The organism is Rhodobacter xanthinilyticus (assembly GCF_001856665.1).
In the GTDB taxonomy this organism is placed as follows: Bacteria; Pseudomonadota; Alphaproteobacteria; order Rhodobacterales; family Rhodobacteraceae; genus Rhodobacter; species Rhodobacter xanthinilyticus.
This window is the reverse complement of sequence record NZ_CP017781.1, coordinates 2,994,311-3,016,286: the sequence shown is the minus strand read 5'-3', so window position 1 is coordinate 3,016,286 and position 21,976 is coordinate 2,994,311. Positions and strand designations below refer to the sequence as shown.

General features: G+C 66.1%; 21 protein-coding genes. 10 read left to right on the top strand and 11 right to left on the bottom strand.

Features of this window, described 5'->3' with window-relative positions; all coding sequences use genetic code 11:
• Nucleotides 1-104 precede the first annotated feature (104 nt).
• Nucleotides 105-1,460: an oxygen-independent coproporphyrinogen III oxidase gene (gene hemN, locus LPB142_RS14730; protein ID WP_068765431.1), complete on the bottom strand. Its 1,356-nt coding sequence runs from the start codon at nt 1,458-1,460 to the stop codon at nt 105-107.
• Nucleotides 1,461-1,518: 58 nt separating this feature from the next.
• Between hemN and fnrL the strand changes: the two genes are divergently transcribed.
• Nucleotides 1,519-2,265 (top strand): transcriptional regulator FnrL, encoded by a 747-nt coding sequence (fnrL, locus tag LPB142_RS14725; protein ID WP_068765430.1) that lies wholly within the window; start codon nt 1,519-1,521, stop codon nt 2,263-2,265.
• A 48-nt stretch (nt 2,266-2,313) separates the two neighbouring features.
• Here the strand turns inward: fnrL and LPB142_RS14720 are convergent, their stop codons facing one another.
• Nucleotides 2,314-3,153, bottom strand: coding sequence for a universal stress protein (locus LPB142_RS14720; protein ID WP_071166817.1), 840 nt, complete (start codon nt 3,151-3,153; stop codon nt 2,314-2,316).
• A gap of 361 nt (nt 3,154-3,514) precedes the next feature.
• Here LPB142_RS14720 and ccoN point away from each other — a divergent pair, with 361 nt between their 5' ends.
• From ccoN to ccoS, 8 genes are all read left to right on the top strand, one after another.
• Entirely contained in the window at nt 3,515-5,113 is a 1,599-nt protein-coding gene (gene ccoN / locus LPB142_RS14715; protein ID WP_068765428.1) for a cytochrome-c oxidase, cbb3-type subunit I, read from the top strand.
• A gap of 12 nt (nt 5,114-5,125) precedes the next feature.
• Nucleotides 5,126-5,854 (top strand): cytochrome-c oxidase, cbb3-type subunit II, encoded by a 729-nt coding sequence (ccoO, locus tag LPB142_RS14710; protein WP_068765427.1) that lies wholly within the window; start codon nt 5,126-5,128, stop codon nt 5,852-5,854.
• Nucleotides 5,855-5,865: 11 nt separating this feature from the next.
• Entirely contained in the window at nt 5,866-6,075 is a 210-nt protein-coding gene (locus tag LPB142_RS14705; RefSeq protein ID WP_068765426.1) for a cbb3-type cytochrome c oxidase subunit 3, read from the top strand.
• 15 nt (nt 6,076-6,090) lie between these two features.
• On the top strand, nt 6,091-6,984 hold the full coding sequence (ccoP, locus tag LPB142_RS14700) for a cytochrome-c oxidase, cbb3-type subunit III (protein ID WP_068765425.1): 894 nt from the start codon (nt 6,091-6,093) through the stop codon (nt 6,982-6,984).
• A gap of 319 nt (nt 6,985-7,303) precedes the next feature.
• Entirely contained in the window at nt 7,304-8,752 is a 1,449-nt protein-coding gene (ccoG, locus tag LPB142_RS14695) for a cytochrome c oxidase accessory protein CcoG (RefSeq protein WP_071166816.1), read from the top strand.
• Nucleotides 8,753-8,754: 2 nt separating this feature from the next.
• Nucleotides 8,755-9,210 (top strand): FixH family protein, encoded by a 456-nt coding sequence (locus LPB142_RS14690; protein ID WP_071166815.1) that lies wholly within the window; start codon nt 8,755-8,757, stop codon nt 9,208-9,210.
• 4 nt (nt 9,211-9,214) lie between these two features.
• Nucleotides 9,215-11,467 carry a heavy metal translocating P-type ATPase gene (locus tag LPB142_RS14685; RefSeq protein WP_083392697.1) on the top strand — a complete coding sequence of 751 codons (2,253 nt, stop codon included), beginning with the start codon at nt 9,215-9,217 and terminating at the stop codon, nt 11,465-11,467.
• A gap of 6 nt (nt 11,468-11,473) precedes the next feature.
• On the top strand, nt 11,474-11,632 hold the full coding sequence (gene ccoS, locus LPB142_RS14680; RefSeq protein ID WP_071166814.1) for a cbb3-type cytochrome oxidase assembly protein CcoS: 159 nt from the start codon (nt 11,474-11,476) through the stop codon (nt 11,630-11,632).
• 43 nt (nt 11,633-11,675) lie between these two features.
• Here ccoS and LPB142_RS14675 read toward each other — a convergent pair whose 3' ends face one another.
• The 9 genes from LPB142_RS14675 to rpmH all read right to left on the bottom strand — a co-directional run bounded on the left by LPB142_RS14675 (nt 11,676) and on the right by rpmH (nt 20,264).
• Nucleotides 11,676-13,298: a D-alanyl-D-alanine carboxypeptidase family protein gene (locus LPB142_RS14675; protein WP_071166813.1), complete on the bottom strand. Its 1,623-nt coding sequence runs from the start codon at nt 13,296-13,298 to the stop codon at nt 11,676-11,678.
• 175 nt (nt 13,299-13,473) lie between these two features.
• Nucleotides 13,474-14,124 (bottom strand): ribosome biogenesis GTP-binding protein YihA/YsxC, encoded by a 651-nt coding sequence (yihA, locus tag LPB142_RS14670; protein WP_068765420.1) that lies wholly within the window; start codon nt 14,122-14,124, stop codon nt 13,474-13,476.
• A complete protein-coding gene (locus LPB142_RS14665; RefSeq protein WP_071166812.1) occupies nt 14,124-14,879 on the bottom strand; it encodes an MOSC domain-containing protein in 756 nt (251 codons plus the stop codon). The genes yihA and LPB142_RS14665 overlap by 1 nt, the downstream gene beginning before the upstream one ends.
• Nucleotides 14,876-16,693, bottom strand: coding sequence for a membrane protein insertase YidC (gene yidC / locus LPB142_RS14660; protein ID WP_071166811.1), 1,818 nt, complete (start codon nt 16,691-16,693; stop codon nt 14,876-14,878). Before yidC ends, LPB142_RS14665 begins: the two co-directional genes overlap by 4 nt.
• Nucleotides 16,694-16,855: 162 nt before the next feature.
• Nucleotides 16,856-18,397 carry a bifunctional diguanylate cyclase/phosphodiesterase gene (locus LPB142_RS14655; protein ID WP_071166810.1) on the bottom strand — a complete coding sequence of 514 codons (1,542 nt, stop codon included), beginning with the start codon at nt 18,395-18,397 and terminating at the stop codon, nt 16,856-16,858.
• Between the two features lie 75 nt (nt 18,398-18,472).
• Entirely contained in the window at nt 18,473-19,357 is an 885-nt protein-coding gene (gene ttcA, locus LPB142_RS14650; RefSeq protein ID WP_068765416.1) for a tRNA 2-thiocytidine(32) synthetase TtcA, read from the bottom strand.
• Complete coding sequence (yidD, locus tag LPB142_RS14645; protein ID WP_071166809.1) at nt 19,350-19,619, bottom strand: membrane protein insertion efficiency factor YidD; 270 nt, start codon at nt 19,617-19,619, stop codon at nt 19,350-19,352. The genes ttcA and yidD overlap by 8 nt, the downstream gene beginning before the upstream one ends.
• On the bottom strand, nt 19,616-20,107 hold the full coding sequence (gene rnpA, locus LPB142_RS14640) for a ribonuclease P protein component (RefSeq protein WP_071166808.1): 492 nt from the start codon (nt 20,105-20,107) through the stop codon (nt 19,616-19,618). Before rnpA ends, yidD begins: the two co-directional genes overlap by 4 nt.
• Nucleotides 20,108-20,129: 22 nt before the next feature.
• Nucleotides 20,130-20,264 (bottom strand): 50S ribosomal protein L34, encoded by a 135-nt coding sequence (gene rpmH / locus LPB142_RS18520; protein WP_073061402.1) that lies wholly within the window; start codon nt 20,262-20,264, stop codon nt 20,130-20,132.
• A 284-nt stretch (nt 20,265-20,548) separates the two neighbouring features.
• Between rpmH and LPB142_RS14635 the strand changes: the two genes are divergently transcribed.
• Complete coding sequence (locus LPB142_RS14635) at nt 20,549-21,955, top strand: sensor histidine kinase (protein WP_071166807.1); 1,407 nt, start codon at nt 20,549-20,551, stop codon at nt 21,953-21,955.
• Nucleotides 21,956-21,976 lie beyond the last annotated feature (21 nt).

The following is a 21,976-nucleotide window of genomic DNA, read 5'->3' as shown; positions in this document are numbered from 1 at the left end:
GGGGCGCTGCCCCCCGAGCCCCCCGGCGTATTTTTGCCAAGAAGAAACGAGGGGGCTTCTTCTTGGCGCAAATACGCATCTTTGCCCTCGGCGGGGCGCAGGTCTCAGATTGCCGAGCTGTGCCCGGCTTTCGACAGGTCGTAGGCGTCGAAATGGCGCGCGATCATCCGGGTCAGGGGGCGGCCCTTTTCCGGGATCGCGAGGCCTTCCGTGGTGATCTCGACCATATCCTCGAATTTCTCGGCGCAGCTTGAGAACATCTTTGCGAGGGCGACCGGATCGGCGCCGTAGTCGCGGGTGAGTTCCTGGGCGGAGACCTTGAAATCGCACATCAGCGCCTCGATCAGCCGCGCGCGCATCTTGTCCTCGGCGGTGAAGACATGGCCGCGCGAGGTCGAGAAATGGCCGTCGCGGATCGCGCCGGTATGGGCGCCGGTCGCCGGGGCGTTTTGCGCATAGCCTTGCGGGAAGCGCGAGATCGAGGAGGCGCCCATGCCGACGAGCGCTGCGGCGAGGTCGTCGGTATAGCCTTGGAAATTGCGGCGCAGCAGGCCGTTTTTCTGGGCGATCGAGAGCCCGTCGGTGGGCAGCGCGAAATGGTCGATGCCGATTTCGTCATAGCCATCGGCGACGAAGAGCTTGCGCGCGACCTCGAAGAGTTCGAGGCGTTCTTGCGGGGTCGGCAGGTGATCCGAGGGGATCAGCGTCTGGCGCCGCGCCATCCAGGGCACATGGGCATAGCCGTAGAGCGCCACCCGGTCGGGGCCGAGCGAGAGCAGTTTTTGCACCGATTCCGCGATCTTGCGCGGGGTCTGGTGGGGCAGGCCGTAGAGGATGTCGGCGTTCAGGCTCTGCACGCCGCGTTCGCGGATCATGTCGACGGCGGCGCGGGTGACCTCATAGCTCTGGTCACGGCCGATGACTTCCTGGATCTGCGGGTCGAAATCCTGCACCCCGATCGAGGCGCGGTTCATGCCGCTTTCGGCGAGCGCATCCATCCGCGCCGCGTCGATCTCGTTGGGGTCGATCTCGACGGAGAATTCCGCGCCCGGGCCCATCGGCACCGCTTCGAAGACGGCGCCGGCCACGCGGCGCATCATGTCGGCGGGCATGAGCGTCGGCGTGCCGCCGCCCCAATGCAGCCGCGAGAGCGTGACGCCGGGCGCGAGGCGCGCCTTGAGCATCTTCAGCTCGGCCAGCAGCGTTTCGGCATAGGCGCGCACCGGCTCGTCGCTCTGCGTGCCCTGCGTGCGGCAGGCGCAAAACCAGCACAGCCGCCGGCAGAACGGCACATGCATGTAGAGCGAGATCGACGCCCCCGCGGGGATGGCCTCGATCCATTGGGCAAACTCCGAAGGCCCCACATCATTGGCGAAATGGGGCGCGGTCGGGTAGCTCGTATAGCGGGGCACCCGTGCGTCGAAGAGCCCGAGCCGGGTGAGTTGCGATTCCTGTTCCATGCGCGTATCCTTACCGACAACACGCGCAACAGAATTTGACACAAATCAAGAAGACGAAATGGCTCACGACGACGTGCATCCGGTCTCCCTCGCCTGTGGAGACTGCCCTATCCGGCATCGTGCGGTCTGCGCGCGCTGTGAGACCGATGAGCTCGATGAGCTCGAATCGATCAAGTATTACCGCAGCTTCGAGGCCGGTCAGACGGTGATCTGGGCGGGCGACAAGATGGATTTCGTTGCGTCAGTTGTCACCGGGATCGCGACGCTGACCCAGACGCTCGAGGATGGGCGCACGCAGATGGTGGGGCTGTTGCTGCCCTCGGATTTCGTCGGGCGGCCCGGGCGCGAGGCGGCGGCCTACAACGTCACCGCGACGACCGACATCCTGATGTGCTGTTTCCGGCGCAAGCCTTTCGAGGAGATGATGGACCGCACGCCGCATATCGCGCAGCGGCTTTTGCAGATGACCCTCGACGAGCTCGACGCGGCGCGGGAATGGATGTTGCTTCTGGGCCGCAAGACCGCGCGCGAGAAGATCGCTTCGCTCCTTTCCATCGTGGCGCGGCGCGATGCCTCGATCAAGCTGCGCACGGCGACCGGGCGGATGACCTTCGATCTGCCGCTGACGCGCGAGGCGATGGCGGATTATCTGGGGCTGACGCTCGAGACGGTGAGCCGGCAGATTTCGGCGCTCAAGCGCGACGGGGTGATCGAGCTCGAGGGCAAGCGGCATGTGACGGTGCCCGATATGGACCGGCTCCTGCTCGAGGCGGGGGATGACGCCGACGGCGGCTTCCTGGTCTGAGCGCGGCCCCCGGCAGGACAGCGGCGCCCCGAAGGGCGCCGTTTTGCATCAATGCGCCATCAGGACCGGCACTTCGGCCATCTCGAGCATATGGCGCGTGGCCCCGCCCAGGATCGCCTCGCGGAAGCGCGAATGGCCATAGGCGCCCATCACCACGAGGTTCGCATCGGTGTCGCGGATGTGGCGGTTGAGCACGTCGGAGACCCGCGGCATGGTCTTGGCAAGCACCGAGACCTCGGCATGGACGCCGTGGCGGGCGAGCATCTGGCTGAGCTGGCCGCCCGGGTCCGAGCGTTCCGGGCCGTGGGTCGGCGGGTCGATGACGGTGATGTCGACCAGATCGGCCGCCTTGAGCACCGGCAGCGCCTTGCGGATCGCGCTCATCGCCTCGTTCGACTGGTTCCAGGCCACGACGACCTTCGCCGCCGCCACCGCGCCCGAATAGCCATCGGGGACGATCAGCACCGGCACCTGACCCTCGAAGAGCGCGGCCTCGACCACGGCTTCGAGCTCCTGCCCGCGGCCCTTGCCATAGGGGCGGCCCATGACCACCACATCGGCAAAGCGCGCGCGCAGCCCGACGATCGTCGCGATCGCGCCGATCTGCACCACGAGCGTCTCGGATGCCCAGCGGATGTCTTCCCCAGCCAGACGGTTTTTCACAGCCGTTTCAACGGCTTGCGCATCTTCCTGAGCCCGTTCGAGCGTTTCTTGCTGAACGAAGGCGGTGGCGCCGGCGTAGTAATAGCCGGTCTGCGTGCGATCGACGCCCATGCACAGCACATCGAGATGTGCATCCTGCCGCCGGGCCATGGCGATCGCTGTGTCGAGCTGCCAGCGGGCGGCTTCGGCATCGGTGACGATGGTGAGAATGGTTTTGTAAGACATGGCTGCCCTCCGCGCGTTTTCCAGATCGGATCCTAGGCGCCGGCGCGGCCCGATACCTTGACCCGGATCAATTTGCCGCAGAATCGCGGCGCCGGCGCGGCGGGGTCACGGGGGTGTGATCGGCGGAGCGCGGTGGCTGCAATTCCCGCTGCTCATATGGGGGCGCGCTTGACGCCTTGCCAGAGCAGCCGCATGGTAAATTTGCGTATGCGGCGAAACAGCTCACCGCAACGTGAAGGATTTGATGCAGATCAAGGCATCTGGCATACCCTATGACCACAAGGGCTACAGTCATGAATCTCTTGTCCGACATCCGACTCGGGCGGGGCAGGGGAGCAGACAAGACGAAGGGACGCACAACATGTGGGATTACATTAAGCTGATCGCGCTGGCGTTGGTTGCGGTGCTTGCCGCAATCGCCGCCTCGAACGCGCGCGATCTTGCGTATATGGTGAACGCGATCGAGGTCATGCTGGCCGCCGCCATCGCGTTCATCTGGGTGCTCCGCACCCTGGGGTCGGCTCCGGCCCCGCAAACGGAATATTTCGACGGCGTGGTTCGCGCTGGCGTGATCGCAACGACCTTGTGGGGCATCGTGGGCTTCCTGGTCGCGGTGATCATCGCCTTCCAGCTGGCCTATCCGGCGCTCAACTTCGAATGGGCCCAGGGCTACCTGAACTTCGGCAAGCTGCGCCCGCTGCACACCTCGGCGGTGATCTTCGCCTTCGGTGGCAACGCGCTGATCGCCTCGTCGTTCTATGTGGTGCAACGCACCTCGGCGGCGCGTCTCTTCGGTGGCGGCCTCGGCTGGTTCGTCTTCTGGGGCTACAACCTGTTCATCGTGCTGGCGGCTTCGGGCTACATCCTCGGCGCGACCCAATCGCAGGAATATGCCGAGCCGGAATGGTATGTCGACTGGTGGCTGACGATCGTCTGGGTCGCCTACCTGGTCGCGTTCCTCGGCACCATCATCAAGCGTAAAGAACCCCACATCTATGTGGCCAACTGGTTCTACCTGTCGTTCATCATCACCATCGCGATGCTCCATGTCGTGAACAACCTCGCGATCCCGGTCTCGATCTTCGGCTCGAAATCGGTGCAGGTGTTCGCCGGCGTGCAAAACGCGATGACCCAATGGTGGTATGGCCACAACGCGGTGGGCTTCTTCCTGACCGCCGGCTTCCTCGGCATGATGTATTACTTCGTTCCGAAGCAAGCTGAACGCCCGGTCTACTCCTACAAACTGTCGATCGTGCACTTCTGGGCGCTGATCTTCCTCTACATCTGGGCTGGTCCGCACCACCTGCACTATACCGCTCTGCCGGATTGGGCCTCGACGCTGGGCATGGTGATGTCGGTGATCCTGTGGATGCCCTCGTGGGGCGGCATGATCAACGGCCTGATGACCCTCTCGGGCGCGTGGGACAAGCTGCGCACCGACCCGGTGATCCGCATGATGGTGGTCTCCGTCGGCTTCTACGGGATGTCGACCTTCGAAGGCCCGATGATGTCGATCAAGGCGGTGAACTCGCTGTCGCACTACACCGACTGGACCATCGGTCACGTCCACTCCGGCGCTCTGGGCTGGAACGGCATGATCACCTTCGGCGCGCTCTACTTCCTCGTGCCGCGTCTGTGGGCCCGTGAGCGTCTCTACTCGCTCAAGCTCGTGAGCTGGCACTTCTGGCTCGCCACCATCGGCATCGTGCTCTACGCCGCCTCGATGTGGGTGACCGGGATCATGGAAGGCCTGATGTGGCGCGAAGTTGACAGCCAGGGCTTCCTCGTGAACGCCTTCGCCGACACCGTGGCCGCGAAGCACCCGATGTATGTGGTGCGGGGTCTGGGTGGTGTGATGTACCTGACCGGTGCCTGCATCATGGCCTACAACCTCTGGGCGACCGTCGCCAAGCAACCGCGTGCCGCGGCGGCTTCGGTGGCTGCTGTCCCGGCCGAATAAGGAGACCAGCACATGGCACTTCTTGATAAACACAGCGTCATCGAAAAGAACGCGACGCTGCTGCTGGTCTTCTCCTTCGCGGTGGTTACCGTCGGCGGCATCGTCGAGATCGCCCCGCTCTTCTACCTCGAGAACACCATCGAAAAGGTCGAAGGCGTGCGTCCCTATACGCCGCTGGAACTCACCGGGCGCGATATCTACATCCGCGAGGGCTGCTATGTCTGCCACTCGCAGATGATCCGCCCGATGCGTGACGAAGTGGAACGCTATGGTCACTACTCGCTCGCCGCCGAGTCGATGTATGACCACCCGTTCCAGTGGGGCTCGAAGCGGACGGGGCCCGACCTCGCCCGCGTCGGCAACCGCTATTCGGATGCGTGGCATGTGGACCACCTGACGAACCCGCAATCGGTCGTGCCGGAATCGGTGATGCCGAAATACGGGTTCCTCAAGAACCGCATGATCGCGCCCGAATTCATCGAAGACCGCCTGTCGACCGACTCGCTCGTCGGCGTGCCCTATACCTCGGAGATGATCGAGGCTGCCAAAGCGGACTTTGCCGCCCAGGCGGACCCGAACGCAGATACCGATGGGCTGCTTGCGCGCTACGGCGACAAGGTGAACGTCCGTAACTTCGATGGTCAGCCCGGCATCTCGGAAATGGATGCTCTGGTTGCCTATCTTCAGGTTCTCGGCACGATGGTCGATTTCTCGACCTTCGAACCCGTGGCAAGTCGCTAAGGAGGCAGGGGATGGACTACCATATCCTCCGGGAATTCGCGGATAGCTGGGCGGCGCTCGGCATGTTCGCCGTCTTCATCGGCGCGGTGCTGTTCATGTTCCGTCCGGGGTCGCGCAAGACCCACGAGGACACGGCAAGCATCCCCTTCCGGCATGATGACAAACCCGCCTGTTCTGGCGGCTGCTCCGGCGGCTGCAAGGACGACGGCGCCACGTTGTAAGGAGGCGTGGACGAAATGAGCAAAAAACCGACCAAGAAACAGGATGTCGAGACCACGGGTCACTCGTGGGACGGGATCTCTGAATACAACAACCCCCTGCCGCGCTGGTGGCTGTGGACTTTCTACGCCTGTATCGTCTGGGGCGTTGGCTATTCGGTCGCGATGCCGGCATGGCCGATCTTCCAGAGCGGCGCGACGCCGGGCCTGATGGGCGCGTCGACCCGGGCCGATGTGCAGGCGGAGATCGACCGTTACGCGGCGGCCAACAAGCCGGTCGAAGAGAAACTGGTCGCGGCCGATCTGACCCAGATCGCCAACGACCCGGAGCTCGCCGACTACACCCGTAACGCCGGGGCGGCCGTGTTCCGCACCTGGTGTGCGCAGTGTCACGGCGCGGGCGCGGGCGGCAACAAGGGCTTCCCGAACCTGCTCGACAACGACTGGCTCTTCGGCGGCTCGATCGAACAGATCTATGCCGACGTGCAGCACGGGATCCGCGATCCGCTCGATCCCGATACCAACCCGGCGGCGGCGATGCCCGCGCACCTGACCGATGAGATCCTGACCCAGGAGCAAATCGACCAGGTCGTGCAATATGTCCTGCAAATCTCGGGCCAGACGGCGGATGCCGCGGCGGCCACCGAGGGCGCGACGCTCTTCGCCGAAAACTGCGTTGCCTGCCACGGCGAAGACGCCAAGGGCATGGTGGAAACCGGTGCGCCGAACCTGACCGATGCGATCTGGCTCTATGGTGGCGATGTCGCGACCCTGACCCAGACCATCCAATACGGCCGTGCGGGCGTCATGCCCTCGTGGAGCTACGTCCCCGAAGGCGGCACCGCGCGCCTGTCGGAAGCGCAGATCCGCGCCGTCTCGGCCTATGTCCACTCGCTGGGTGGCGGTCAGTAACGAGATATTCGGGGGGGCCTCGGCCCCCCCGGGTAGCACCGGCGCCCCGTCCTGTTCGCGCGTTTCCTGGGGGCGCCGGTGTCTTTTTAGGGCGTGACTTCGGTCGCGCCTTTTCTATATTCAGGATATACCTTTGAGCGAAATCCGTTATTCGTCAAAGGTTTTGTGCGATCCTTGGCGCCTGGGCCCGCCCCGCGAGACGCCGTGCCGCGCAATACCTGTATCGGAAACCCGCCTTTTTGACGCATGTCAAAGTCTTTTGACCTGCGCCATAGGAGAAGGGACCGAACCTAGCCAGATCTAGCCAACGGAGAGAGTCGTGAGCTCCACCGAACATTCCGAACCGCCGCTCTATGCTGCCCGCGAACCGATTTTCCCCAAACGTGTGTCGGGCAACTTCCGCACGATGAAATGGGTGCTGATGGCGGTGATGCTCGGCATTTACTACATCACCCCCTGGATCCGCTGGGAGCGGGGCCCGGCGCTGCCCGATCAGGCGGTGCTCCTCGATCTCGCGAATCGGCGCTTCTTCTTCTTCATGATCGAGATCTGGCCGCATGAATTCTACTTCGTGGCGGGGCTGTTGATCATGGCGGGGCTCGGGCTCTTCCTGTTCACCTCGGCCGCGGGGCGCGTCTGGTGCGGCTATGCTTGCCCGCAGACCGTCTGGACCGACCTTTTCATCCTCGTCGAGCGCTGGGTCGAGGGCGACCGCAACGCCCGCATCCGGCTTCTGCGCCAGAAATGGGATGCCGAGAAGATCCGCAAGCGGCTGACGAAATGGACGCTGTGGCTGCTTATCGGCCTCGCGACCGGCGGCGCCTGGGTCTTCTACTTCACCGATGCGCCGACGCTGCTCAAGGAGCTGCTCAACGGCACCGCGCCGACGGTGGCCTATCTCACCGTGATCGTGGCGACCGCGACGACCTTCGCCTTCGGCGGCTTCGCGCGCGAACAGATGTGCATCTACGCCTGCCCCTGGCCGCGGATTCAGGCCGCGATGATGGATGAGGACACGCTCACCATCGCCTATCGCGAATGGCGCGGCGAGCCGCGTGGCAAGCTCAAGAAAGGCCAGACCACCACCGAGGGCCAGGGTGATTGCATCGACTGTAACGCCTGTTTCGCGGTCTGCCCGATGGGGATCGACATCCGCAACGGTCAGCAGCTCGAATGCATCACCTGCGGGCTGTGCATCGACGCGTGCAACGAAATGATGGACAAGATCGGCAAGCCGCGCGGGCTGATCGGCTACATGGCGCTCAAGGACGAAAATATCGAGCGCGCCGGCGGCCATCCGAAGAAGGTCTGGAAACATATCTTCCGGCCGCGCACGGTGCTCTATTTCACCCTCTGGGCGGGGATCGGCATCGCGCTGATCGTCGCGCTGTTCCTGCGCTCGCCGATCGATTTCAACCTGACGCCGAACCGTGACCCGCTCTATGTGGTGCAGGGCGATGGCACCGTCCGCAACATCTATACGATGCGGCTGCGCAACAAGAATGGCTCCGACACCACCTTCAAGGTCACCGTGACCGATCCGAGCGGCCAGCCGGTGCCGGATCTGACGCTGATCCTCGAGGGCGAGAGCGCCGCTGAGCTCACCGCTCCGGCCGATGAGACGCTCAACCAGCGCGTCTATCTCGAAGCCGCGCCGCGCTCGGCGCTGGCTCTGGCGGACCGGACCGATTTGCGTGTATGGGTTGAGGAAGTCGGCTCGCCCGCACGGGCTGCGGTCGGCACGGTCTTCAACGGCATGGGCAGGTAAGAATGGCCAAAGAGATTACCGGCAAGAAGGTTCTGGCCTTCGCGGTTGGCGCTTTCGGGATCATCATCGGGGTGAACCTCGTGATGGCCTGGCAGGCGGTCAGCACCTTCCCCGGGCTTGAGGTTCCGAACTCCTACGTCGCCTCGCAAAGCTTCGACAAGGAGCGGGCGGCGCAGGAGGCGCTCGGCTGGACGGTCGAGCCGAGCTATGAAAACGGCGTGCTGTCTCTTGTGGTGCGCGACAAGGCCGGGCTGCCCGCGCCGGTCGCCGAGCTCAAGGCGCTGGTCGGCCGCACCACCCATGTGCGCGCCGATGCCGAGCCGAAGTTCACCCAGGCCGGCGCGGTTTTCACCGCGCCGGTGACGCTCGAGCCGGGCGCCTGGCTGATCCATCTCGATGCCACGGCGGCTGACGGGACCGAATTCCGTCAGCGCATCGATCTCTTCATCGAGGGCTGATCCGATGACGGTCGCGCCGGTCGCCGGTTCCGCCGATCTGCGTGCCGCCGGGGCTGCCGACGGCGCCGATTTTTCCGAGGAGCACGTCTCTGCCTCGGCCTGCCCGGCCTGTCTGGCCGCGCCCTCGGCCGAGCAACTTGCGCGCTCGGGCGATCTGAAGGGCGCGCGGATCATGCTCTCGCTGCCCACCGCGCATTGCGCCGTCTGCATCACCGATGTCGAGCGCGCGATGGAGCGCCACCCCGGCGTGCGCTCGGCGCGCGTCAACCTCACGCTCAAACGCGTCTCCGTCGATGCCGAGGCGCAGGTGACCCCGGCCGAGCTGATCGAGACGCTCGACGGGATCGGCTACGAGGCCTATGAGCTCGACGCGGGTATGCTTTCGGCCACCGAGACCGACAAACGTGGCCGCGATCTGCTGATGCGAATCGGCGTCTCGGGCTTTGCCATGATGAATATCATGCTGCTCTCGATCGCGGTCTGGTCGGGGGCCGAGGCCGCTACGCGCGACCTCTTCCACTGGATTTCCGCCGCGATCGCGCTGCCGACCGTGGCCTTCGCCGGCCAGCCGTTCTTCGCCTCGGCCTGGGCCTCGCTCAAGGGCGGGCGGCTCGGGATGGATGTGCCGATCTCGCTCGCGATCATCCTCGCCTCCTCGATCTCGGTCTTCGAGACGATCAAACACGGCCATCACGCCTATTTCGACGCGGCGGTGATGCTGACCTTCTTCCTGCTCGTCGGGCGCTACCTCGATTACCGCACCCGCGCGGTGGCGCGCTCGGCGGCCGAGGAACTCGCCGCGCTCGAAGTGCCGCGCGCGACGGTGCTGCGCGGCGGCGCCGAGGTCGTGGTGCCGGTGGGCGAGCTCGTCCCGGGCGATCTCATCCGCGTGCGCCCCGGCGGGCGGATCCCGGCGGATGGCGAGGTGACCGAGGGCAGCTCGGAGACTGACCGCTCGCTCCTGACCGGAGAGAGCCTGCCGGTCTATGTCGGCCCCGGCGCGATGCTCTCGGCGGGCGAGGTGAACCTCACCGGCCCGCTCACCCTGCGCGTCACCGCCGCCGGCAAGGACAGCTCGCTGCACCGCATGGCCGATCTCGTCGCGATGGCCGAGAGCGCCAAGACCCGTTACACCTCGCTTGCCGAACGGGCCGCGCGCGCCTATTCGCCGCTCGTGCACCTGCTCTCCTTCACCGCGTTTGGCACCTGGCTGTGGCTGACCGGCGGCGATGTGCGCTATGCGGTCAATATCTCGGCGGCGGTGCTGATCATCACCTGCCCCTGCGCGCTTGGCCTTGCGGTGCCGGCGGTGGTGACGGCCGCCTCGGGGCGGCTCTTCCGGCGCGGGCTGCTGATCAAGGACGGCACCGCGCTCGAGCGCCTCGCCGAGGTCGACACGGTTGTCTTCGACAAGACCGGCACGCTGACCATGGGCGCGCCGGAGCCGGTGAACCTCGCCGATCTCTCGCCCGCGGAAATCGCGGCCGCGGCGGCGCTGGCCGAGGGCTCCTCACATCCGCTCGCCCGCGCGATCCATGCCGCGGCGGGGGCGCTCGGCGTGGCGCCCGCTCTTCTGGAGGATCTGCGCGAACTTCCCGGATATGGGGTCGAGGGCCGCCTTGATGGCCAGATCTTGCGGCTCGGGCGCGCCGATTGGGTCGGCGCCGAGGCCGGCGAAACGACCGCGACGCATCTGCGCATCGGCGCGGGCGCGCCGATCACCATCCGTTTTGCCGATAGCCTGCGCCCGGGCGCCGAGGAGGCGGTCGCGACCTTCCACGGCCAGGGCAAGCGGGTGCTGCTCGTCTCGGGCGATGTCGAGGGCGCGGTCGCCGCGCTCGCCGCGCGCCTTGGCATCACCGAATGGCGCGCGGGCGCCTTGCCGCAGGAAAAGGCCGCGCTCGTGGCCGAGCTGACCGGGCAGGGAGCGCGGGTCTTGATGGTGGGTGACGGGCTCAACGATACCGCCGCGCTCACCGCCGCCCATGTCTCGGTCTCGCCGGCCTCTGCGCTCGATGCGGCGCGCACGGCTTCCGATATCGTGCTGCTGGGCCAGGATCTCGCGCCGGTGGCCGAGGCCGCGCGCATCGCCGTGCTCGCCCGCCGCCGGATCAAGCAGAACTTCGCGATTTCCATCGCTTACAACATCGTCGCCGTGCCGATCGCGCTCGTCGGTCTCGCCACGCCGCTCGCCGCGGCCTTGGCGATGTCGACCTCCTCGATTACAGTGTCGCTCAATTCGCTGCGCCTGAAGTGAGCCCTGATGGAAGTTCTCGTCTACCTGATCCCGATCTCGCTGTTTCTCGGCGGCATAGGTCTCGTCGCCTTCTTCTGGTCGCTGCGCACGCGCCAGTATGACGACCCGAAGGGCGACAGCGAGCGGATCCTCTCCGACAAATACGACGATCACCCGCGGGCCTGAGGCGGCGGGCGGATCGGTCATCCCGAGCAGGAAGGGCCGGGCCTCAGGGCCCGATCACCGTGCAATCGCTGTCACGCGCGCTGAGCCGCGCGCAGGCCAGCTCCGCATCGGCCTTCGACAGCCCCACGAAATTCGCCTCGAACCCGGTCTTGCGGGTCGCGACCTTGCGCAGCGCATCGCCGAGCGTGTCGCTCTCCATCAAAGCCGTCTTCAGGAGCGCGCGTTCGGCGGCGTAATGCGAGGCGTATTTGCCCAGCGAAATGCCCCAGTTGCGCCCGCCCGAGGAGGAGGCGCGCGCCACCACCACCGGCGCCGCCTGCGGGGCGGGGGCCGGCGGGCTCAGCGCGGCGAGGATCATCGTCTCCGAGCGCGCCTGCGGCTGGGTGGCCATCTCGAGGGTCTCGGGCTGCGGCTGGGTGGTTTGCGCAAAGATCGGCTCGGAGGGCGGCGCATCGCCCTGCGCCTCGGCCTCGTCGAAATCGGCCATGGCGAGGGTTTCGGGCTGCGGCGCATTGGCCTGGATGAACTGCTCGCGCGCGGGGGCGGCGGCGGCGGGGCGCGGGGTGGCTTCGGTCGGGGCGGCGGCCACGACCTCGGTCACCGCCTCGATCGGCGCGGCAGGCGCCGCCGCCGGGGCGGCGTTCACGGCCGAGTTCAGCGCCAGCGCGATCGCCTCGCGGTCATGCGACACGACGCCGGGGCGGGCGATCGGGCGCGGGCTCGCGGCGGGCGCGGGCGTCACACGGATGGTCTTGGCGCTCGCGACCGGCACGGCGGCCGCGACCTCAACCTCGTCCTTCGGCACCTCGGCTTCGGCGATCAGGCCGAGCGGCGCGGGGCGTTTCTCCTCGACCTTGCCCGGCGCGCGGCCAAAGCCCATGTCGAGGAGTTCCGCCATCTTCGCGTTGCGCTGCGCGGTCGAAGTGCCGCCGAAGACGGTCGCGATGATGCGCTTGTTGCCGCGCTGCGCCGAGGCGGTCAGGTTGAAGCCCGCGGGCACGGTGTAGCCCGTCTTGATCCCGTCGGCGCCCTCATAGGCGTCGAGGAAACGGCGGTTCGTATTGGCGACCTGGGCGATCCCGGCATCGGCGGTGCGACGCGAGAAGATGTTGTAATATTGCGGGAAATCGTAAAACAGCCGGCGCCCGAGAACGGTCATGTCGCGCGCGGTCGAGAGGTGGCCGGCGCGGGTCAGGCCGTTGGCGTTCTTGAAAGTGGTGCTCTTCATGCCGAGCGCCTTGGCGGTCGCGTTCATCCGCGCGGCAAAGCGCGCCTCGTCGCCGCCGATGAAATCGCCAAGCGCGGCGGCGGCGTCATTGGCCGATTTGATCGCGGCGGCGCGGATCAGATAGCGGACCTGGATCTTCTGGCCGGGGCGCAGCCCGAGCCGCGAGGGCGGCTGGCTTGCGGCATGGGGGGTGACGGTCACCACCGAATCGAGGCTGATCTCGCCGCGTTCGAGCGCCTGGAAGGTGATGTAGAGGGTCATCATCTTGGTCAGCGAGGCGGGGTGCAATCGGGTGTCGGCGTTCTTGGCGTAAAGCACCTCGCCGGTGCGCGCATCCATCACGAGCGCCGCATAGGGCGCCGCGAAAGCCGCAACGGGAGCGATGATCAGGAGGATTGCCAACAGCCCATGACGGACCCAGCGCGCGAGCGTGGTCACGGTTCTTGCCCTTTTACTGCCTCTCGCCCCGATTGTTTTATGTGGGGCTTATCGGAGCAGCCTAGCACGGGTTTTCGATGCTGAAAACCGCCTAATTTCAATGTGTTTGACTGCGGCTTTTCTGCCATGACGCAAGATTTCGCGGCGCTGCGGCGGGGCTGCACCAAGGCTGGTGTTACTCCAAAGTGGCGATGATCGCGCGGAGCGTTTCGATCCCCTCGCCCTTCTCCGAGGAGGTCACCACGATCTCCGGGTGGGCGGCGGGGTGCTTCGCGAGCGCGCCCTTGACCTGGGCGATCACCTTCTCGCGCTCGGCCTTCGAGATCTTGTCGACCTTGGTCATCACCACCTGAAAGGTCACGGCCGAGCGGTCGAGCAGCGACAGGATCTCCTCATCGACCTTCTTCACGCCGTGGCGCGCGTCGATCAGCACGAAGGCGCGGCGCAGGTTCACCCGGCCGGAGAGATAGGCCTTCAGCAGTTCTTGCCATTTCTTAACGATATTGACCGGCGCCTCGGCGAAACCATAGCCGGGCAGGTCGACGAGATAGGGGCCGCCCTGGGTGGTGAAGAAGTTGATCTCCTGCGTGCGGCCGGGCGTGTTGGAGGCGCGCGCGAGGTTCTTGCGGTTGGTCAACGCGTTGATCAGGCTCGATTTTCCGACATTCGAGCGGCCCGCGAAACAGATTTCGACCCGGTCCGAGGGCGGCAGGCCGTTCATCGCGACGACGCCTTTGAGGAACTCGACCGGCGCGGCGAAGAGGAGCCGCCCGCGCTCGGCGGCGATCGGTTCGGGCTCGGGGGCGAGTTGGAATTGCAGTTGCATCAAAGCACCTCGACGCTGTCTCCGCGCCCGATGTCGCCGGTCTTCACGACCGTCGCATAGACGCCGAAATGGGTGTTGCCCCAAAGGCCGGTGAGGGTCGCGAGCGTCTCGTGATCCTCGCGGCCGGTTTCGGGGTTCGCGCAGGTCGCGCGGCAGCGGGTGATCGGCATGGCCACCTCGAGCTCGGCCTCGCCCACCCGCAGGCGGCGGCCGATCAGATCGCGCTCGGCGGCGCTCTCCCAGCCCTCGACCCAGAGGTTGCCGCGGAAGCGGTGCGGCGAAAGCGCGCGCCCCGCCGCGGCCGAGAGCGCGGCGAGCGAGCTGAGCGACAGGATCGAGATATAGGGCTCGCGCATGTCCGTGAGCGAAAGCCCCGCGACGCGCTCCATGGCGCGGGGGGCGGGGCGGTTTGCGGGCCAGAGCGGGCGCAGCCATTCGATCAGTTTCGCCTGATCGGCGGGGCTCTGCGGGTCGAGGCGCAGATGCCAGAGCTCGGGGTGGGTGAGCTCGATCGTGCCGTCCTCCAGGGTCCGCGCGGCGATGGCCATCAGCCCCGGCGCCGCGACGCCGCGGACGAAATTGCGTTTAGGCGCCCAATCGGTCAGCGGGCCCTCGAAGCTCGCCGCCTCATGCGAGAGCGCCCAGAGCCGGTCGAAAGGCAGAACGCGCCCCTCCGTGAGGGACGCGCTGCGGATTTCCTCGAAGCCGATCGACTTGATCGGATGTCGGAAGATATGGGCGAGCCGGGCGCTCATTTCTTCGGGTCGGCCGGCGTTTTCTTGGCGAAGCTCGACTTGATGTTATCGAAGAGCTCCGGGCGTTTGCCGTGCATCGTCATGATCGTGTATTGCTGGAGGAAGGTGATCGTGTTGTTCGCGATCCAGTAGAGCACGAGGCCCGAGGCGAAGCTGCCCAGCATGAACATGAAGATCCAGGGCATCCAGGCGAAGATCATCGCCTGGCTGGCATCGGTCGGCGCGGGGTTGAGCTTTTGCTGGAACCACATCGAGATGCCGAGCAGGATCGGCAGCACGCCCAGCGAGAACATGAAGAACATGGAGCCGGGTTCGGGCGTTGCGAAGGGCAGCAGGCCGAAGAGGTTCAGGATCGAGGACGGATCGGGCGCGGAAAGGTCGCGGATCCAGCCGATGAACGGCGCGTGGTAGAGCTCGATGGTGACGTAGATCACCTTGTAGAGCGAGAAGAAGATCGGGATCTGCAGCAGGATCGGCAGGCAGCCCGCGGCGGGGTTCACCTTCTCGCGCTTGTAGAGCTCCATCATGTCTTTCTGCATCGCGGCAGAATTGCCCTTGTTGCGCTCCTTGAGCGCTTCCATCTCGGGCTGCAGCTCCTTCATCTTCGCCATCGAGATGTAGGATTTGCGGGCCAGCGGGAAGACGAGGGCCTTGATGATGATGGTCAGCGCGATGATCGCCCAGCCCATGTTGCCGATCGCGCCATGGAGCCAGTGCAGCAGGCGGAACATCGGCTTGGTCAGGAAGTAGAACCAGCCCCAGTCGATCGAGTCGATGAAGCCCTTGATGCCGACATCGTTCTGGTAATGGCGGATCGCCTCCCATTCCTTCGCGCCGGCGAAGAGACGGGTCTCGGCCTTGCCGGTCGCGCCGGGGGCGACCTCGATCACCGGCAGGCGCGCCTCGGTCTGGTAGAGATCGGCGTTGGCGGTGTATTTGACGACCGAGGTGAAGGCGCCATCGATCGGCGCAAGCGTGGTCATCCAGTATTTGTCGGTAAAGCCGGTCCAGCCGCTTTCGGTGACCTGCGTGAGCTCGGCCTGACCTTCGGCCTCGATCGGGTCGAGCTTGGTGATATCCTTGTATTTCACCTCTTCGAGCTTGCCATCGCTCATCCGCACAGCGCCCTCGTGAAGGACGTAGACGCGGTTGCCCTCGGGGATGCCGTGGCGCGCGATGATCCCGTAGGGCGCGAGGCGCACCGGGGCGCCGGTCTTGTTCTCGACGCTTTGGGTGATGGTGAAAAGGTAGTCGTCATCGACCGCGATGGTGCGATGGAAGACGAGGCCGGCGCCATTGTCCCAGCTGAGCTCGAGCGGCGTCGCGGGGGTGAGCTTGGCGGTGGCCGGCGCGGTCCAGACGGTTTTCGGCCCGGGCACGAGCGCGGGGTCGAGCCCGCCCGCCGGGGCCCAGCCATAGACCGCGTAATAGGGGGTCGCGTTCAGCGCCGGGTCGTCGACCGGGGCGAGGAGGCGCACGAGCGGCGAGTCATCAGCCAGCGTCTCCTTGTATTTCTTGAGCGAGAGATCGTCGATGCGACCGCCCGAGAGCGAGATCGAGCCGGTCAGCGCCGGCGTGTCGATCGTGATGCGCCGTGCCGCGGGGCCGGTCGCCGCCGCGGTGTCGAGCGTCGCGGCTGCGGCCGTGTCGGCCTCCGCGGGCGCGGCCGGGGCCTCGGCCGTGGCGGTCTGCTCGGTCGCCGTCTCCGGCGCGACCGGCGCGGTCTGTTCGGGCGGGAAGAAATAGGTCCAGCCGATCAGCACCAGCGCGGAGAGCGCGGTTGCAGCGATAAGATTCTTGTTCTGATTGTCCATGAGGGGCAGTCCACCAACCTGTCCTTGGTTGGGGGTGGTTCAACAGAAGGGGGGGCGAAAGGTCAAGAGATTTTCCTGTAAAAGCGCTGCGACGGCATGAGAATGGCCGCCGGGAGCGAAAATTCTCCCCGGCGGCCCCATGAATTCCGAGATTCGTGGGCCTCACGGTCCTCGACGGCGCACGATCTGCGGCGTCGCGTCGAGCTTCGAGCGATGGTGCTCCGCCCATTGCTGTGTTTCATCGAGCGGCATCGGCGCGGCGATCGCTCGCCCCTGGACGTGATTGCAGCCGAGTTGCGAAAGCATCGCATGTTCGCCGAGGCTGCCGACGCCTTCGGCGATCGTCGACAGGCCGAGCCCCTCGGCCATCGAGATCATGGCGGCGACGAGTTGCTGTTGTTCGGGGTCGCGGTCGACTTTCTTGACGAAGCTGCGGTGGATCCGCAGACGCTTGGCGGAGGAGCGGCGGATCGCGCCGACGGAGATCGGCCCGGCGCCGAAACCCGCAAGTTCGATCTCGCAGCCCAGTTTGGCGCAAGCGGCGAGGTTGTGGGTGATGACATCCTCATTGAGGTTGGCGACCACCCCTTGTTGCAAGACGAGGCGGATCATGTTCGGGGGCAGCTCGAAACGGTCGAATTCCCATTTCAGCCGTTCGGCGAGTTTCGGGTTGGCCATCAGCTCGGGCGAGACGGGCAGCGAGATGGCCCCGAAGTTCTGCCCCTGGCGCGCCCATTCGCGCAGCGCGTTGAAACTTTGGAAGAGCATCACCTCGGCGAGGCGTTGGCGCAGCCCGACCGCATCGATCGCGGGCAGGATATGGGCCTCGGTCAGCACGCCGCGGTCGCGGTGCATCCAGCGCGGCACGGCCTGCATCCCGGAGATCTGGCCGGTGTCGGTGCTCAGCTGCGGTTGGAAAAATGCGATGATCTGTCCGCCTTCCAGCGCTTCGGCGACCTCGGAGGCGAGCGCGGAGCGAATCTTGACGCTGTTGTGCAGCTCGGTCGAATAGGCGCGGATCGCGCTCGGCCCGTTGCGGCGCGCCTCGTCGGCGGCGGTTTCGGCGGCCTCGAGCAGCGCGGTGCCGGTCTGGTCGGGGCTGCGGTTGAGCAGGCAAAAGCCGATATGCACGGTCGCCGCCACGGTGCGCGCCGAGATCGACAGCGGCGCCTCGCAGGCGACCTGCAGGCGCGCGGCGAGCTGGATCATGCTTTCGAGGTCGGCATGGGCGGTCGGGCACAGAACGATCGCGAAACGGGCGCCTTCGAGGCGCAGGACGCGATCGTTTTCGCGCAGCGCGCCGCGCAACCGCTCCGAGGTGCGCCGGATCACCTCGTCGAATTCCTGACGGGTCATGTGGCGGATCATCACCTCCTCCTCATCGATGCCGATGACGAGGCAGGTGGTGCTGCGCCCGGCCGTATGGGCGCGCTCGACATACCAGCCGAGAATCTCCGCGGCCTCTTCGCGCAGGGGCCGCCCGCCATCCTCGCGCGACAGTGCGGCTTCGGCCTCGGCGGTGCGCGCGTGCATCGGCCGGGTCGCCCAGGCGACCGCGAGCGCGGTGCCCGCGACGAGAATCAGCGCCTCGAGGCCGAACCAATAGCCCGCCAGGACAATCGCCGGAACAAAGACGGCCAGCTCGCGGCGGAGCAGGATCTCTCCCACCGTGCCCGAAATTCTTGCTCCCCCGAAACGCACCATATCAAACCTCTGTCGCAGCAGCGGAGGCCGAGCCCCCGGACAGGGCCAAATTAGGCGCGTTTGGTCAGCGAACCGTTAATCGGTATGGCCGAATCTGGGCACGGTTTGGTTAAAATCCTCGATTTTTGCACTTTCGCCGCGCATCAGCCCGGCGAAATCGAAGATCGAGGGATCGGCCAGATGCGAGGGCCGCACGTTCATCAGCGCGCGGAACATCACCTGCCGACGGCCGGGGCTGTTGCGCTCCCATCCGTCGAGGATCTGCTTGACCTGCTGGCGCTGCAAGCCGTCCTGCGAGCCGCACAGATCACAGGGGATGATCGGGTAATTCATTGATTTCGCGAACTTCTCGCAATCGGCCTCGGCCACGAAGGCGAGCGGGCGATAGACGAAGAGATCGCCCTCCTCGTTGAGCAGTTTCGGCGGCATCGTGGCCAGCCGCCCGCCGTGGAAGAGGTTCATGAAGAAGGTTTCGAGGATGTCGTCGCGGTGATGGCCGAGCACGACCGCCGAGCAGCCCTCCTCGCGGGCGATTCGGTAAAGGTTGCCGCGGCGCAGGCGCGAACAGAGCGAGCAATAGGTCCGCCCCTGCGGGATCTTGTCGACGACGATCGAATAGGTGTCCTGATATTCGATGCGGTGCGGCACGCCCATGTCTTCGAGGAATTTCGGCAGCACCGTCGAGGGAAAGCCCGGCTGGCCCTGATCGAGGTTGCAGGCGAGCAGGTCCACAGGCAGGAGCCCGCGCCATTTCAGCTCATGCAAGATCGCCAGCAGCGTATAGCTGTCCTTGCCGCCCGAGAGGCACACGAGCCAGCGCGCCCCGCGTTCGATCATGCCATATTTTTCAATCGCATCGCGGGTTTCTCGCACGATGCGCTTGCGCAGTTTCTTGAACTCGGTCGAGCTCGGCGCCTGGGCGAACAGCGGGTGGATCGGGGCGTCGTCCTCGTCAAGCATCGCTCTTCTCCTGTCGTTTTTGCGCGTCGAACTCCGGGTCGGCGCCGGGCACCGGGTCGTAGCCATGGCCGCCGAGCGGATGGCACGAGAGCACCCGTTTCGTCGCGAGATAAGAGCCCTTCAGCGCGCCGTGACGCTCCAGCGCCTCGAGCGCATAAGCCGAGCAGGTCGGCTGATAGCGGCAGCCATGGCCGACCCAGGGGCTCAAGAGCAGCCGATAGCCGCGCACCGGCAGCGAGACGAGAAAGGCGAGCGGGCTCATCCCTTGCCTCTCCGGCGGCCCTTTTGCGGGGCGGGGCGGGGGCGCGATTCGCGGGCGCGGGGGGAGTGGATCTCCTCGAGCGCGCGCTCGATATCCTTCAGGAGCGCCGCGAAATCGCGGCTCGCCGTCGCCTCGGGGCGGCCGACGAGCACATAATCCCAGCCCGCCCGGGCGCGGCCGGTGAGCACGAGCCGCGCGATCTCACGCAGGCGGCGCTTGGCGCGGTTGCGCGCCACCGCATTGCCGAGCTTTTTCGAGCAGGTGAAACCGACCCGCGCGAGGCCCGCGGCCTCTTCGGGCGCGCGGGCGCGGGCTTGCAGCAAAAACCCCGGCGTGCCGGCGCGCAAGGCACTGGCCGCGCGCAGAAAATCCGCGCGCTTGCACAGGGTTTCCAGTCGCTGTGCGACCTCAGGACATGACAAAACCGCCGGTGGGCACTCCGCTTCCCGGCCGATCTGGCCAGTCGCGGGAGCCTCCGGCGGCGTCATCGCTTGCCTGGCTTTCCCGGCCTTACGCCGACAGAACCTTGCGGCCCTTGGCGCGGCGGGCGTTCAGCACACGGCGGCCGCCTTTGGTGGCCATGCGGGCGCGGAAGCCGTGACGACGTGCGCGAACGAGGTTCGACGGCTGGAAAGTGCGTTTCATCGCGGTTACTCCGGGTTCTGTCTACGGTAGGGCTGCACGCTCACGAGGAGACGACAGCCGCTCATATTCGAGGCCCGGGCTATACGCGGGGGCGGATCACAAGTCAACGCTCGCGCGCAGATTTTTCGCCCGAAAGCGACGGCGGGGCGGGCCTGCGGCGTTTTCTCTGCATCGGCGGGCTTCCGCGCAGCCGATAGGGCCCCTATTTATTGCGCGAAGCGTTTGGTATCACTTGTAAAAGCCGCAGTTCGGCGGACAGCGGGGAAAGGCCCGCGATAGGTAGGATGGCGATCAACACTCTTTCGGGCCGGTTTCTGATTCTCACGACGATTTTCGTCGTGCTGGCCGAGGTTTTGATCCTTCTGCCGGGGCTGGCGAATTTCCGCGAATCTTATCTCCAGACCCGGCTCGAGCGCGCGCAGATCGCCTCGCTCGCGCTTTTGACCACCGATCAGATGATCGAACCCGATCTCGAGACCGAGCTTCTGGCCAATGCTGGCGTCTATAACGTCGTGCTGCGGCGCGATGCGGTGCGTCAGCTCGTGCTCTCCTCGCCGATCCCGAGCCAGATCGCGGCGAGCTATGATCTGCGCGAGACGCCGCCCTGGGTCCTGGTGCGCGATGCGCTGGCGCTGCTGATCGACCCGGAGAATCATGTGATCCGGGTGATCGGCGATCCGGTGCAGAAGGGCGGGCTCGTCATCGAGGTCACCATGCAGACCGGGCCGATGCGGATCGAGATGATCGAATACGGGCTGCGGCTGCTCGCGCTCTCGGCGGCGGTTTCGGTGATCACGGCGCTGTTGCTGTTCTTCCTCGTGCGGCGGCTGATGGTGGTGCCGATCAAGCGGGTGGTGGCGCATATGTCGGCCTATGCCGAGGCGCCCGAGGATGCGCGGCGGATCATCGCGCCCGAGGCCCGGATCGAGGAGCTGCGCGTGGCCGAGGAGGCGCTGGCCTCGATGCAACGCCAACTCACCGCCGCGCTCAAGCAAAAGGAGCGTCTGGCGCAGCTCGGTCAGGCGGTCGCCAAGATCAGCCACGATCTGCGCAATATTCTCACCACGGCGCAGCTTTTCGCCGACCGGATGGAGGATTCGCAAGATCCGGCGGTGCAGCGTGCGGCGCCGAAGCTGATGAATTCGATCGGCCGGGCGGTCAATCTGTGCGAGACCACGCTCGCCTTTGGCCGCGCCGAGGAGCCGCCGCCGACGCTCTCGCGCTTTGCGCTGGCCGCGCTCGTCACCGAGGTCGTCGAGGGCGAGCAGCCCCCCGCCGAGGCCGCGCAGATCGATTTCGTCACCGATGTGCCGCCCGCGCTCGAGATCCGCGCCGATCACGAACAGCTCTACCGGGTGATCTCGAACCTCGTGCGCAACGCGCGTCAGGCGATCGAGGCCACCGCCAAGCCCGGCACGATCGAGATCGGCGCGGGCGAGGAGCCGGAGGGCTGGTGGATCCGGGTGCAAGATACCGGCCCGGGCCTGCCGATGCGGGCGCGCGAACATCTCTTCCAGCCCTTCGCGGGCGGCGTGAAGAAGGGCGGCACCGGGCTTGGCCTTGCGATCTCGGCCGAGCTCGTGCGCGGCCATGGCGGGCGGCTTGAGCTCGTGCGCACCGACGAGACCGGCACCGAGTTCAAGCTCCACCTGCCGCATGAATTTTCGCCCGAGCCCGCGCCGGCGGGCTGACGGAAACGTGAGCCTCGTGCG